This is a genomic window from Rhodococcus sp. NPDC057135 (genome assembly GCF_042670865.1).
GTDB lineage: Bacteria > Actinomycetota > Actinomycetes > Mycobacteriales > Mycobacteriaceae > Rhodococcus_F.
Genome location: NZ_JBHUUU010000009.1, coordinates 103,068 through 116,114, shown reverse-complemented (window position 1 = coordinate 116,114; position 13,047 = coordinate 103,068). Strand labels below are relative to the sequence as shown.

The following is a 13,047-nucleotide window of genomic DNA, read 5'->3' as shown; positions in this document are numbered from 1 at the left end:
GGCTCAGAAGTTGCCCAGGCCTCCACAGACATTGAGGGCCTGCGATGTTATCGACGCAGCCGCGTCGGTCGCTAGGTAACCGACCAGGCCGGCGACCTCGTCGGCGGTGCTGTATCGACCGAGGGGTATTTTCGCTTCGAACTTCTCCAACACCTCGTTTTCGGTAATTTCGTAGAGGTTGGCGTAGTTTCTCCGAACCTGCTGTGCCATTGGCGTTTCCACGTAGCCGGGGCAGACCGCATTGACGGTAATTCCGGTGGGGGCAAGTTCGTTGCCGAGTGCCTTCGTGAAGCCGACGACACCGTGCTTCGACGCCGAATAGGGGGCGCCAAGGACGACGCCCTGTTTGCCTGCCGTTGACGCGATGTTGATGATGCGTCCCCACGACTTGTCCCGCATGCCACCAACATTGAGGACGGCATGGGTCAACCGGAATACGCCGTTGAGGTTGGTATCGATGACGTTGTCCCACACATCTTGGGAGAGGTCGGCAGTGACGCCTCCCCCGCTGATGCCGGCACTGTTCAGCAGAACGTCGACGGGGCCGAACGTAGCGACGGCGCTTGCAACGAAGTTGCGAACTGAATCCCCGTCACGGACGTCAACCTCATATCCGGCGACAGAATATCCTTTCTCGCACAGGTCCTTCACTGCCGAGGACACGTTCTCGGCAGTGCGCGCGCCAATATAGATTTTGGCACCTTGGGTGCCGAATAGTTCTGCGGCCGCTAGTCCAATACCACTAGTGCCACCGGCAATCAACACGACTTTCTCGTCGGTCATGGTTCCTCCGTGCTCGTCGATGGTTTCAGGTCAGGCGGCGGTGGTGTCCAAAGAGCGGACGAGATCGATGAACATTCTCGGCGTCAGGGCGTCGAGAAGCGCTGATTCATCGAGCGATACGCTGTACTCGCGCTCCACTCGTCCAGCAGTTTCCAGGATTGCCAGAGAGTCGTAGCCGAGCGCCTCGAACTCGGTGTCGAGAATGTCGTCGTTAAGGTCGACTGCGTCGTCGACGCCCGAGCCCTCGGTGAGAATGCGGCGAAGATCGTGAATTCCGAACTCGCTTGCGTTCATGGTTTTACCTCTTCATTCGTTGTGGGTGCCGGGACTGGCGCAAATAGGATGAATCGGGCTGTCGCCCAAAAACTCTCAGCGCGGCGCGGTAAGAACGACAGCAGAATTGAATCCCCGATAGCCTCGCGCTATGACGAGGGCGTTGTGCAACCGCGCTGCGCGTGGTTGGCACACGAGGTCAAGGCCGTAGGTATGGTCCGGCTCGACGTTGATCGTTGGCGGGATCGTGCTGTCACCGATCGCTAATAGTGCCGTTGCCACATCAAGTGGTCCGCCACCGGCGCAAAGGCGACCGTACGCTGCTTTGGGTGCAGTGACAGGTACGCGTCTTTTTCCGAAGATGTCAATGATGGCGTCGGCTTCCGCGCGGTCAAGTTCGGGGATGCCGGCCGCGTCGGCGAAGATGACGTCGATGTCGTCCGCCGCGACGTCAGCGTCGGTCAACGCGTTCGAGATCGCCCTGCGCAATCCATCCTTCCGTGGTGGGCCATCGCCCGGATCGAATGTCGCGCCGTAGCCGGAGACAACGCCATATACTTCACGACCGCGCTGGCGAGCGGAGTCTACTGATTCGAGGACGAACATCGATCCGCCTTCGCCCGGCACGTGTCCAGAGGCGTCTCGGTCGAAGGGAAGGTAGGCCCGGTCGGGATCGCCGCAGGTACTGAGCAGTCCGCTGGATTGGATACCGACCAGTCCCCAGGCGCAGAGCGTCGAGTCAACTGCACCGGTAAGCGCGGTCGTCGTCCCCTTTCGGATCTGCCTACGGGCTTGAGCTATGGCGTCGAGGCCTCCCGCCGCATCCGAGACGACTACGCCGCTGGGGCCTTTTAGGCCGTTGCGGATCGAAATCTGTCCGGTGTTAACCGCGTAGAACCACGCAAACGACTGGTAAGCGCTGACATACTGCCCGCCTTTACTCCATAACGCTTGGAGTTCACGCTCCGCAAATCCGAAACCGCCCGCGGAGCTGGCCGTAGAGACTCCGATGGTAAACGGATCGAGGGTGGACAGATCGAGATCAGCATCCTGCAAGGCCCAATCTGCTGCCACGAGCGATAGGCGAGTGACTCGATCGGTCTGCGGCTTGAGGCGGCCCGGCAGCAACTGCTCCGGGGCGAAGTCGCGAATTTCGCCGGCGAGGTGGTTCGGATACCGAGTGGTGTCGAAGGTTGTGATCGGGCCGATGCCGCTCTTCCCGATACGGGTCGATGCCCAGTAGTCATGTTTGCCGACCCCGGTGGGAGCCAACACCCCCAGACCAGTCACTCCCACCGCAGTCATCGTGTAACCGCCTTGTCAGGCGCGGCCAGAACCATTGCGCTTTAAAAGCCGCCGAAACCGCTACCCACCGTAAGCGCCACATCGACAACATGATCTCGTGCGGTTACGGGAACATAGTCCAGGTCACATAGTGGATCTGCAGTGTGCAGATTTGCGGTCGGCGGTACGACATTGTGTTTGATTGCCAAAGCGGTGGCGGCTATCTCGATCGACCCGATGGCCCCGAGCGAGTGTCCGACCATTGATTTTATTGAACTGATCGGGGTGCTGTATGCATGTTCGCCTAGGCTGCGTTTGAATGCAGCCGTCTCGTGGCGGTCATTTTGCTTGGTGCCAGACCCATGCGCATTGATGTAGTCAATGACGGTGCCGTCGAGTCTGGCTTCATCGAGAGCACCTGTAATGGCTTCGGCCATCTCCAGTCCGTCCGCACGCAGACCCGTCATATGGTAGGCGTTACTGCGAGTGGCATAGCCGGCAATCTCGGCATAAATTTGTGCTCCTCGGGCCTTCGCTGCCTCGTAGTCTTCGAGGACGAACATGGCCGATCCTTCGCCGAGAACGAAGCCGTTGCGGGTGTCGTCGAACGGCCGTGAGGCGGTCTCCGGCTCCTCGGTTTGTGGGGTGGTTGCCTTGATGGCGTCGAAGCAAGCCATCGTGATTGGAGAGATTGGAGCATCGGCCGCGCCCGCGATCATGACGTCAGCGGTACCTTCACGGATGAGGTCGACGGCGTAACCCACTGAGTCGAGGCCTGATGTGCAGCCAGCTGAGACAACGGTTGAGGGTCCTCGCGCGCCTGCAGAATCCGCTACCTCGGCGGCGAATGAACTGGGTACGAAGTAGTCGTAGAAGAACTGGTCGGCGTAGCGATGGTCGGCACAGTCGAGGGAACCGGAGTCGGTCTGAATGCGGTACTCCTGATCAAGCCGCGTGGTGGCGCCGACTGCACTGCCGACGGCAACCCCAATACGGAACGGGTCGATGGTGTCGACGTCGAGTCCGCTGTCGCGTAGGGCTCCACGTGCGGTTAACAGCGCGAATTGCGCTGCCCGATCCATCCGCCGCTCTTCTCGGGCGGATATGCCATATTCGGTGACTGATATGTCGATCTCAGCCGCGACCTGAGACCGAAACGGCGTGGGGTCGAAGAAGGAGATCCGACGCGTGGCAGTTCGTCCGGCCGTCAGTAACGACCAGAATTCGGCGGAACCAACACCGCCGGGTGCGAGCACCTCAAGTCCAGTAATGACTACACGTCGTCTGCTCATTATGTTCCTTCCCGTATTTGTCAGGCAAAACCAGGTAAAGGTGGAGATTCAGCGCATTAATCGCTGGGATCGATTCGGCAGAGCACGCTGCCTCCGCTAATCGTGCTGCCGGGGCGCACGTCCATTCCGGCAATCACGCCGGGGCGGTGAGCTTTTAGGGGTTGCTCCATTTTCATCGCCTCGATGACCGCAACGAGGTCACCTTCAGCGACTGTGTCACCATTTACGACAGCGACTTTGACGACTGTCCCGAGCATCGGTGCGATCAGCGCATCAGCCGATACTGCGCGCATTGTTGTTGATGATGACCGCGGACGACGTGCAGGCGCGCGTCGGTCGACCGAAGGACCCACGGGAATAGTGACCTCGACGCGTCTCCCGTTGACCTCGACGACCAGGGTTTCACTGTCGGGAGCGCTTCCGAGCGCCGTGGACAGTTGTTGGGGCGCAATTGTTTCGGTGAATTCGTCCTCGATCCACCGAGTGTGTACACGCATTGGTGCATTCACGAAGTCTGGTTCAGTGACGATGGCGCGGTGAAATGGGAGCACGGTCGGCACGCCGTCGACGGCGAACTCATGAAGCGCACGCCGCGCACGCCGTAGCGCAGTCGCTCGGTCTGGTCCAGAGACGATCAGCTTTGCCAGCAGCGAGTCCCAAGCAGCTCCCAGTTCGTCTCCGACGACGACGCCAGAGTCAATACGTACGCCAGGACCCGACGGTATGTCGAATCTCGTGATGCGCCCTGGTCCTGGCAGGAAACTGCGGCCAGGATCCTCAGCATTGATTCGGAACTCAAACGCATGTCCGTGCGGAGGGGGGTCGGTGTATCCAAGAGGTTCACCCTCCGCGATGCGTAGCTGCTCGTCGACTAGGTCGATGCCGGTGACCTCTTCGGTGACAGGATGTTCAACCTGTAGTCGAGTATTGACTTCCAGGAAGGACAGCGAGCCATCAGATCCGACAAGAAACTCGCAAGTGCCGGCCCCGACGTAACCAGCACGTCGAAGGATGGCTTTGGACGCTGTAGTGATGCGTTCGTTCTGCTCCGCGGTCAGGAACGGCGCCGGCGCCTCCTCAACAAGCTTCTGATGCCGACGTTGCAGCGAACAATCACGTGTGGAGACGACCACTACGTTGGAGTGTTCATCTGCTAAGCACTGAGTTTCGACATGGCGTGGCTTGTCGAGGTAGCGCTCTACGAAGCATTCGCCCCGTCCAAAGGCGGCAACCGCCTCGCGGCGAGCAGAGTCGAATAGCTCCGGGATGTCTCCAATTTCCCACGCCACCTTCAGCCCACGTCCTCCCCCGCCGAACGCTGCCTTAATCGCGACTGGAAGGCCGTGTGCATTCGCGAACGCCACAACGTCGTCGGCACACTCGACTGGATCGGCAGTACCAGGTACAAGTGGGGCACCCACTTCGGCAGCAATCTTGCGTGCGGCGACCTTGTCACCCAGCGCCCGGATTGCATTGGGCGATGGGCCGATCCACACAAGCCCCGCGTCGAGAACTGCCTGGGCAAAATCTGCGTTCTCCGAGAGGAAACCATAGCCTGGGTGGACTGAATCTGCCCCTGATGCGGCCGCGGCCTCAATGATCTTGTCGACAGCAAGATAGCTGTCGGACGGCGTAGAGCCGCCAAGTGAATATGCTTCATCGGCAAGCGTGACGTGGCGAGATGCACTGTCCGGCTTCGCGTAGATCGCGACCGATCGGATTCCGCGATCGCGGCACGTACGAATGATGCGTACTGCAATTTCTCCACGGTTCGCTATAAGAAGTTTCGTAATCTTGGACGACACTTGACGGCTCCATGAGAATGTTTAGCGCGAACGAACGGAATGTTCCCTTACTCGTATGCAAGCTTTAATGCCTGAGCCGGACATACGTAGGAGGCGCGTTCAGCAGAGTTCAATTTCCCTTCTCCAAGATTGGCATGGAGGATTTTTACGAGCCCATTTTCGTCCTGATCAAATAGGCTTGGGTCGGTGCGCACACATTGCCCCGCACCGATGCATACTCCGTGATCTGCGATGATCCTCATAGTCCCTTTACCACCTGACCGGGAGTTCGTAGAGTCCATATACCAGCGCATCGCTTTTGAATGAGAGCTGCGATTCGTCTACAGCCAACTCCAGGGAAGGGATTCTTCTGAATATAGTCTCGAAAACAATTTGAAGCTCCAACCGCCCAAGATTTTGACCAAGACATTGATGAGGCCCGTAGCCGAAGGCCACGTGATGCCTTGTGTCCCGGTTGATATTTATGTTCTCAGGATTCTCGAATGCTGCGGGGTCACGATTTGCAGAAAATGTTGATGCAATTACAGCTTCACCCTTCTTAACGAGAACGTCTCCGACCTGAACATCTGCGGTGGCTAAACGGTGCGCACCGAAGTCAGGAATCGTGTAAAACCGCAGCATCTCGTCGACAAAGGACGCGATCTTTTTGGGGCTCGATTTGATCTCACTAAGCATAGCGGGGTTAGACAGAGCGGTGTAGACGCCAAGGTTGATCATGTTCGCCGTCGTCTCGTGGCCGGCGAGCAATACGAGTAGCGCCAGGCTGGCGAGTTGAGGTCGGTCGATTTCACCGTCGTCGCGAAGTTGCAACTCGATCTGGCGGCTCAGCAAATCATCACCTGGGTTATCGAGCTTCTCTTCGATGAGCTTGTCCATGTAGTTTCTCAGTTTGACCGAGATGGCGATACGTCCCTGTTCATCGGTGGTCCGGCGCAGTAGTACGTCCGCCAGCTCCATGAAGTACTCATGACCCTCGTAGGGCATGCCCAGGATCTCTGACACGACCAAAGACGGAACCGGCAGCGAGAACGCCTGGTTGAGGTCAACGGGCTGTGGCAGGAGAAGCATGTCGTCGATAAATCCGTCGACGATTTCCTGTATGCGAGGTTTCATCGCGGCAACGCGTCGGACCGAGAATTCGCTGATCACTGGTCGCCGAGCAGCTGTGTGCTCGGCACCGTCCAGAATGATCATGAACGGTGCGTGCTTGGCGAGAGCAGCATTCTGCCCTGCGACAACAACGGGGAAGTCCTTATTCCGACGGTCGGAACTTAGGTTGGGGTTGGACATGACGGCTCGGACATCGTCGTAGCGAGTGACCAACCATGCCTTCCTTCCATCTGGCAGCACGACTGGGCTTACAGGTTCTTCGTCTCGCAACCGGGTGTATACCGGGGGGATGGCGTACGGGCATTCACGTTGAATCGGAAAACGAACCTCGTCGTGCGTGTCAGATGTCATTGAGAAGCTCCGTTTCCGTTATGGAAGGTTTCGTTGCTGCCCAGCGATAGAAGCGGGTCGCCATGGCGTCTGACGGCGAGCGCCATGTGTCCGGGTCGAAGACCTTGATATAGGGATTTAGGTCTTGACTTATCCGCACGAAGCGTGGGTCAGACTTCGCATCCTCGATACGCGACCCGCCGCGATGGTCATCGAAGTCTTGGATATGAAAATACAGCCCATCGAGCGAAAACAGCTGACGCCGACGCGTTCCCATAAGCTCGGGCAATTCTGTCGTTCGATCAAATTCTGAGAAAAGTCTCTCTACCGTCGAAATATCTTCGGCAGCGAGCCTGGCGACGATGATCGTGCTGTGCATCGCCGCCGGCAAGGCACCGGGTCTTCCCAGCCACTTATAGAACACTGATGCCGATGAATCCGCTGGAGAATTCCATGTTTCAGCATTCAGCGGGGTTACATATGGCGCCAGATCTGCTGCGAGTTGGCCCATCCTAGGATCCAACTTTACTGTCGCCAATGCCGATTCATCCGCGTCGTCTTCAAAGTCGTAGACGTGTACTTGAATATCGTTATAGATAAACAGTTGTCGACGGACCAATCCGATCGCGGCGGGAATTTCTGTTCCGTCGAATCCGGCGAAAATTTCTGCCACACGATTCACAGAGTCGGGTTTCATCCTGGATGCGGTCACCATCGTGCCCATATAAAGCGATCCTCTCGAAGCGTGAGCGGGTTATGACATAGAGCCGATATTGCTTACGCGTGCTCGTACACAGGAAAAGAGTCACATAGCGGCATCACAAGTATCTACACATGATGCGAAAATCTTTCAGGACGTGAAGCTAACCATGGCTGGTTCGCCTCACAACAGTGCAAAGTTCATGTCAAGATTTCCTGACGGAATGCTGTAAGTCCGATACGCGGGGCCTTCCGTTGCGGGGTCACGGCAGGTGTATGCGATTCTTTTGGCGCCAAATCGGAATAGTTACAAAAAAAGAGTCACTGTTTTAATGATCGTGTTGTATACTTGCAGTCGACTATCGTGTGGCGACTGGAGGAGTGTGCGTAATGACGGGGCTGCGCGAGAAGAAGAAGGCTCAGACCCGCAAACGCCTGGCCGACGCGGCGCTCTCACTGTTCTGCGAGCGAGGGTTCGACAACGTCACGGTCGCAGAGGTCGCGAGCTCAGTGGACGCTGCTGTCAGCACACTTTTCTCTTATTTTCCCAGCAAGGAGTCTCTGGTCTTCGACGAGGACGACAGCTACGAGCAGGCGCTGGTTACGGTCGTTCGCGAACGTGACCAAAACGCGTCAATTCTGGACGCGCTCGAGGGGTTCTTCCTCGCGGTACCCCACCGCGGCAGCGACGAGACCGCCGCGGCTTTTGTCGGTCTAGTGAATTCCACTCCAGCACTCCTGGACTACGCATCGAGGATGCAACGGCGGTGGGAAGCGTCTCTCGCCGCAGCCCTTGCCGACGCTGCCGGACTGCCACAGGGCGATATTTTGGCAACAGTCTTGGCACGGTACGTGCTAGACGCTGACTTCGTTGTCACCTACGGATCAGAACCGCGATCGACGTTAAGGACGATATTCGCCCGACTGCGAGAAGGTTGGTCGGATTTCGGAACGCCCGCCGAAGCATCAGCCATCCGCGTCGCTACTTAGCGCGATTCCTGGGGCACCTATTTTCGCATCCGCCGTACCCTTCGGTGCGGATGTTGCGACAAAGCTTGCAGGAGCGGCGGTTTCGCTCATCTGGCTGCCTCCCTGAGAGTCGGTGGAGTCGCTCTCCTGCCACCAGGTTCGAGTGCTTCTATCTTTCCGCAACCTCGAACAGGTCTATTCGCCACCCGCTGTTAGCAATGTGAGCGTCACGGCATCGATGTAGGAACGATCGGCCGTGATGTCGATCCGGTGAATCTGCCCGTTGAGGTCGAATGAAATGTTCATCAGAGCAAGTAGACGCCCGAACGGGGCGATAGCGACGCCAGGTTCGCCGTCGATGAGCACCACTGCTGCCTTCTACGCGCGCGTGGTGAACTGCCAAGTCTCGTCTGCAACCTCGGCGGCCCCACGGATGACTGTCGACGCTCCGGGCGCAACGAGAATTGGATCTACTGTTCGGATCACGTCCGGTGCAAGAAGTTCGAGCAACGCAGGGATATCGCTTCCGCGTGAGGCGGCGAGGAACACCTTCACGATCTTCGTGTGTTCCGCCACCTGTGAGGACGCAGGGGGCGGGTGCGGCGTGAATTTTGGTGCGGGCCCGGCTCGCCAGCTTCTTACTTGTCGCCGCAGTGCGATCCAAGATGTTCCCGATTTCGTCGAAGGGCATGGCGAACACGTCGTGCATCACGAATGCGACCCGCTCGGCCGGGGAGAGACGTACGAGGACGACCAGGAGTGCGCGACTGACAGACTCAGCGAGAGGCGCTTCCGCGTCCGGGCCGCTTGTTTCGCCTTCGGGAGGAAGAGCGTCGCCGACGAAGCTTTCTCGGCGCCGGTGACGCGCTTTGAGCGTATCGAGTGCTGTTCGCGTCGTGATTGTAGTAAGCCAGCCGGAGAGATTTGCGATCGCACTCGTATCCGATGAAGCAACCTTCAACCACGCGGCCTGGATTACGTCTTCCGCGTCGGGCATGGAGCCGACGACCTGGAAAGCCACGGACATCAGGTGCGGGCGGAGTGCGTCGAATCGTCGGGCGAGGGTCTCACTGTCCATGAGTCACCTTTCGGGAGCGGCAGTCGTCAAAGGGATGACTAAGTCCTTTGTCTACCGAAAGCGCATATCCCGATATGCGCACACTACAGATCGTCCGCTTCACTACCCACGACGAATACACAGCTTTCGCCGAGACGGAAATCCGCCGCGTATGCCATGCCGTCACCGCAGCCGCGCCAGAAGGCTTGCAGTACCTTGCAGTTCGGTCGGGCCGCGAATTCCTTCTGATGCTCAACCTTGCCTACCCGGCAGCAAATCCACTACTCGGCATCGAAACAGCAGCACACTTCCGCCGAGCACTCCCGAACTGGACATCCGACGGCGCAGCCCCGCAACCTTTCACAGTCATCGGGAACTACAACATGCTCGCACCAGCACAGGAAACCTCGAAATGACCGCACTTGCCACAGGGATCGTCCTCATGACTGCGCTCCTGAATGCAGGCTTCGGCATCGCCGACTACGCCCACGCGAAGTTCGTACTCGCCAACTGCGAGCAAGTCCGCGTACCACCGTCGTGGCTCCCGATGCTGGGCACAGCCAAGCTCGCAGGTGGTCTCGGGCTGACAATCGGCCTATTAGGCTGCCGACCGGTGGGGGTGCTCGCAGCGATCTGACTCGTGGCAGCAGGCGCGGAAAACGCGAACGAGATGGGCCCTTGGCAAGCGCTCACTCCGGATGAGCTTCTCGGGCGCGTGAATGCCGCCCGGCGTTCCGTCAACCGCACCATGGCCGCCCTCGGTGCCGTGACAGCAGGCCTGTTGGTCGGCGCGATCGGCGAACGCCCCACCCTGATCGGCGTCACCATCGTGTTCGCAATCGCGGCAGGCACACTGGCGTTCTCGCCGCTGCGACACTCGGCGCGGGATCTCTGACCTTGGCGTTCAGCGAAGCAGGTCTACCTCCGCGGCGGCCGAGTTCTTTGACAGCGTGCAATTCCTAGGCGCGTCCGTTCCAGGTGCAGGTCATATTGACACTCGCAGATAGCATCCACGCATGCACGTCGACATCGAGGGCGCCACCCGGATCGTCCGCCTCGCCGCAGAATTCGACTGGACCTGGGCCGTCGATGACCTGGAACCCTTCTGCGCACAGGCTGGATGGGAGGTCGTTGAATTGGATCAAACCGGCGCCTCGATTCGGACCGGCCTCCGTGTCGGTCGGCCCGAATCGATAATGTTCGGGCGTAACCGTTCGGTGCGCTACATCTCAATCTTCGTCTCGGACGTGGCAGATGACGCTACGCCCATGACAGTGGTGCGCCCGTTGCTGGTCGAAGGATTCACGAACCTCGATACGGCACTTACCGCACTGCTGGGGACAGCCACGAAGCGCCAAACCCGCACCAAAGGCAGCTCTCAGATGGGACCTTCCGAAAGCGGTCATTTCACTGAACCTAAGTGTCAGTGCAATCTACCTCGATTTGAAGAGTCCGGGATATCAGGCATGGATGGATGAGCCCGAGCCCGAGCCGGAGTACGAGGACGAGGACTAGCGATCGAGGCCATCTCCTGACCAGGTTCAGTCGAATTCTGTTGCCAGGAAGAATATTTCAGCTGTGACTGGATGGATCGATGCTGTCGACGGCCTCCGACCAGTCGAATTCTTCCTGAAGACCGGCGAGGTGGGGCGGTGCACACGTATGCGCGGATAGGGTGGCTGTAGCGATATTTCCGTGCTACACCTCCAGTCCGCTGAACCACACCCTGGCAGCCCGCTGGATTCAGCTTCCTGTGTACCCAAGCGATCCGTAACGTCGAAGTCAATCGCCTGGACGCTGTACGTGTCTAGATCCGCGGTCCCCCAGGACATGCGATATTGAGGTCAATGGTTATTGACTGTTCGGTGACGGTCCAACCTGCGGCGGGGGCAAGAGCCTCGACGCCACAGCTGCAACGCTCGGCTTCGGCAGATCCTCGGTCAGCCGCGCACTCCTGACGGTGCTGAGAAGATAAAAAGTGGGTCGGACAAGCTCTCACGAAACGCATGATTCACCTACGACTGGAAGAGATTCCGGACGAAGGAGAGGCTTTCGGGGAGCGCTGCCCGCATCGTCTCGATATGACCGGTCGGATATGTGCGGAATGTAACTGGTTGGCGGTTGGCGGCGAGTTCGGCCGCGAGTTTCAAAGCCAGCGGTGCCGGCACCATCTCGTCCGTCAGCCCCTGCCCGAGGAACACTGGCCGGTCGTACCCGGTCGTCGGGATCTCCAGCATGCCGCGAGCAGCAGCCAGCACCGCGGGATCGTCGAGGGGCCGGTTCACCAGATCGCCGATCGTGACGTCGCCGAGGTCCGATGCCATGTCCTGGTAGCAGTTGGTTTCGGCTCGGGCCAGGGCATCCGTGCCGCGTGATGTCAGGTAGCGATCGATGTCGAGATCGGGTCGCGCCGCCCGGAGTCCGGCCAAGAGGTACGAGACGAACACGGTGCTGCCGGTCAGCGGCAAGCGGGGAAAGTCCGGCCCCACGAGTGGTGCAAGGTTCTCCAGATTGGACGGCGCCCCGGTCGCGACCGCGCCACGGTAGTCCAATTCGGGTGCGTACCTTGTGGCGATCGCTGCCGTGACCATCGCGGCCTGCCCGCCCTGAGACTGTCCGAGTGCCGACCACCGCGGTGAGAGCGACGGTTCGACCGCACGCGCGGCACGCACCATGTCGATCACGCTGTGCGCCGCCGACGGTCCGTCCAGGTACGCGTGGATTCCCGGCGTGCCGAGCCCCACGTAGTCGGTCGCGACGATCGCGTAGCCCTGCGAGAGCCAGTTCGTGAGGTACGGACTGCCGACGGTCCCGGTCACGGTGGGAGCGCACTGGTCGGAAATACCTACAGTGCCGTGAGCCCACGAGATGACCGGCCAGCCGCCTTCGGGTGGATCGCCGGGGGGCAGGAAGAGCGCGCCTGTACTCAACGCGGGCTGGTTCAGCGGTCCCGTGGACCAGTACGTGAGCTTTGATGCGTTGGCGGCGCCGGGAATCCAGAAGGAGTGTGGCAGGGGAGTTGCCGCGGTCACTGCGCCCGGCGTCGTGATTGGCGACGGTTCCTGCGCGTGGACGGGCGCGGTCGAAACGGCCGCGGAGGCGAGCGCGATCACCATCAATGCTTGGCCGAGCCGTCGTCGGATCATCGCATCGCTCCCGGGGTTCGTCCGCGTGTACGCCGACTTCCATTCTGCGCGAACCGGCGGCGCCGGCGTACTGGTTCGACCATCTTCGGTTGCCGCTCCTGCAGTCGAGGGGCCAGCGGACCGTGCACGACGAAGAACTTACAGCCGAGGTCAGCCGTGCATACCGAGAACTATTCGGTCTACGGCGCGCACAAGGTGTGGCTGGAAATGCGTGGTGAGGGCAATGATGTGGCACGGTGCACGATTGATGGTTGTCTTCGGGCTCGAATGCGCACGAAGAGGCATGCCCAAGGGCTACC

Annotated in this window: 16 protein-coding genes and 2 pseudogenes; 6 read left to right on the top strand and 12 right to left on the bottom strand. The window is 59.5% G+C overall.

Annotated elements, in window-relative coordinates; all coding sequences use genetic code 11:
* Nucleotides 1-3: 3 nt before the first annotated feature.
* The 8 genes from ACFT1A_RS18390 to ACFT1A_RS18355 form a co-directional block, all read right to left on the bottom strand.
* On the bottom strand, nucleotides 4-783 hold the full coding sequence (locus tag ACFT1A_RS18390; RefSeq protein WP_378448136.1) for an SDR family NAD(P)-dependent oxidoreductase: 780 nt from the start codon (nucleotides 781-783) through the stop codon (nucleotides 4-6).
* Nucleotides 784-813: 30 nt separating this feature from the next.
* On the bottom strand, nucleotides 814-1,077 hold the full coding sequence (locus ACFT1A_RS18385) for an acyl carrier protein (RefSeq protein WP_276117484.1): 264 nt from the start codon (nucleotides 1,075-1,077) through the stop codon (nucleotides 814-816).
* Nucleotides 1,078-1,152: 75 nt separating this feature from the next.
* Nucleotides 1,153-2,361, bottom strand: a complete 1,209-nt coding sequence (locus tag ACFT1A_RS18380) for a ketosynthase chain-length factor (RefSeq protein WP_378448135.1) — start codon at nucleotides 2,359-2,361, stop codon at nucleotides 1,153-1,155.
* 41 nt (nucleotides 2,362-2,402) lie between these two features.
* Nucleotides 2,403-3,632: a beta-ketoacyl-[acyl-carrier-protein] synthase family protein gene (locus ACFT1A_RS18375; RefSeq protein WP_378448134.1), complete on the bottom strand. Its 1,230-nt coding sequence runs from the start codon at nucleotides 3,630-3,632 to the stop codon at nucleotides 2,403-2,405.
* Between the two features lie 56 nt (nucleotides 3,633-3,688).
* Nucleotides 3,689-5,437, bottom strand: a complete 1,749-nt coding sequence (locus ACFT1A_RS18370; RefSeq protein WP_378448133.1) for an acetyl/propionyl/methylcrotonyl-CoA carboxylase subunit alpha — start codon at nucleotides 5,435-5,437, stop codon at nucleotides 3,689-3,691.
* Nucleotides 5,438-5,484: 47 nt separating this feature from the next.
* Nucleotides 5,485-5,679, bottom strand: coding sequence for a ferredoxin (locus tag ACFT1A_RS18365; RefSeq protein ID WP_378448132.1), 195 nt, complete (start codon nucleotides 5,677-5,679; stop codon nucleotides 5,485-5,487).
* A gap of 7 nt (nucleotides 5,680-5,686) precedes the next feature.
* A complete protein-coding gene (locus ACFT1A_RS18360; RefSeq protein ID WP_378448131.1) occupies nucleotides 5,687-6,898 on the bottom strand; it encodes a cytochrome P450 in 1,212 nt (403 codons plus the stop codon).
* Nucleotides 6,888-7,601 (bottom strand): TcmI family type II polyketide cyclase, encoded by a 714-nt coding sequence (locus tag ACFT1A_RS18355; protein WP_378448130.1) that lies wholly within the window; start codon nucleotides 7,599-7,601, stop codon nucleotides 6,888-6,890. Before ACFT1A_RS18355 ends, ACFT1A_RS18360 begins: the two co-directional genes overlap by 11 nt.
* A gap of 365 nt (nucleotides 7,602-7,966) precedes the next feature.
* On the opposite strand from ACFT1A_RS18355, the gene ACFT1A_RS18350 reads away from it, so the two are divergent.
* A complete protein-coding gene (locus ACFT1A_RS18350) occupies nucleotides 7,967-8,566 on the top strand; it encodes a TetR/AcrR family transcriptional regulator (RefSeq protein WP_378448129.1) in 600 nt (199 codons plus the stop codon).
* A 174-nt stretch (nucleotides 8,567-8,740) separates the two neighbouring features.
* Here ACFT1A_RS18350 and ACFT1A_RS18345 read toward each other — a convergent pair whose 3' ends face one another.
* The 3 genes and pseudogenes from ACFT1A_RS18345 to ACFT1A_RS18335 form a co-directional block, all read right to left on the bottom strand.
* A complete protein-coding gene (locus tag ACFT1A_RS18345; protein WP_378448279.1) occupies nucleotides 8,741-8,914 on the bottom strand; it encodes a hypothetical protein in 174 nt (57 codons plus the stop codon).
* Between the two features lie 9 nt (nucleotides 8,915-8,923).
* The gene (locus tag ACFT1A_RS18340) at nucleotides 8,924-9,121 is read right to left on the bottom strand and encodes a hypothetical protein (RefSeq protein WP_378448278.1); all 198 of its coding nucleotides are present in this window, start codon (nucleotides 9,119-9,121) and stop codon (nucleotides 8,924-8,926) included.
* An 88-nt stretch (nucleotides 9,122-9,209) separates the two neighbouring features.
* A pseudogene (locus ACFT1A_RS18335) lies at nucleotides 9,210-9,572 on the bottom strand (sigma factor); the annotation flags it as partial.
* Between the two features lie 125 nt (nucleotides 9,573-9,697).
* On the opposite strand from ACFT1A_RS18335, the gene ACFT1A_RS18330 reads away from it, so the two are divergent.
* From ACFT1A_RS18330 to ACFT1A_RS18310, 5 genes and pseudogenes are all read left to right on the top strand, one after another.
* A complete protein-coding gene (locus ACFT1A_RS18330) occupies nucleotides 9,698-10,018 on the top strand; it encodes a hypothetical protein (RefSeq protein WP_378448128.1) in 321 nt (106 codons plus the stop codon).
* Between the two features lie 26 nt (nucleotides 10,019-10,044).
* The gene (locus ACFT1A_RS18325) at nucleotides 10,045-10,239 is read left to right on the top strand and encodes a DoxX family protein (RefSeq protein ID WP_378448127.1); all 195 of its coding nucleotides are present in this window, start codon (nucleotides 10,045-10,047) and stop codon (nucleotides 10,237-10,239) included.
* A 3-nt stretch (nucleotides 10,240-10,242) separates the two neighbouring features.
* Nucleotides 10,243-10,497 (top strand): hypothetical protein, encoded by a 255-nt coding sequence (locus ACFT1A_RS18320; RefSeq protein WP_378448126.1) that lies wholly within the window; start codon nucleotides 10,243-10,245, stop codon nucleotides 10,495-10,497.
* A 121-nt stretch (nucleotides 10,498-10,618) separates the two neighbouring features.
* A pseudogene (locus tag ACFT1A_RS18315) lies at nucleotides 10,619-10,906 on the top strand (DUF6301 family protein); the annotation flags it as partial.
* Nucleotides 10,907-10,916: 10 nt separating this feature from the next.
* Nucleotides 10,917-11,117, top strand: coding sequence for a DUF6301 family protein (locus tag ACFT1A_RS18310; protein ID WP_378448266.1), 201 nt, complete (start codon nucleotides 10,917-10,919; stop codon nucleotides 11,115-11,117).
* 500 nt (nucleotides 11,118-11,617) lie between these two features.
* Here ACFT1A_RS18310 and ACFT1A_RS18305 read toward each other — a convergent pair whose 3' ends face one another.
* The gene (locus ACFT1A_RS18305) at nucleotides 11,618-12,748 is read right to left on the bottom strand and encodes a lipase family protein (RefSeq protein WP_378448125.1); all 1,131 of its coding nucleotides are present in this window, start codon (nucleotides 12,746-12,748) and stop codon (nucleotides 11,618-11,620) included.
* Nucleotides 12,749-13,047 lie beyond the last annotated feature (299 nt).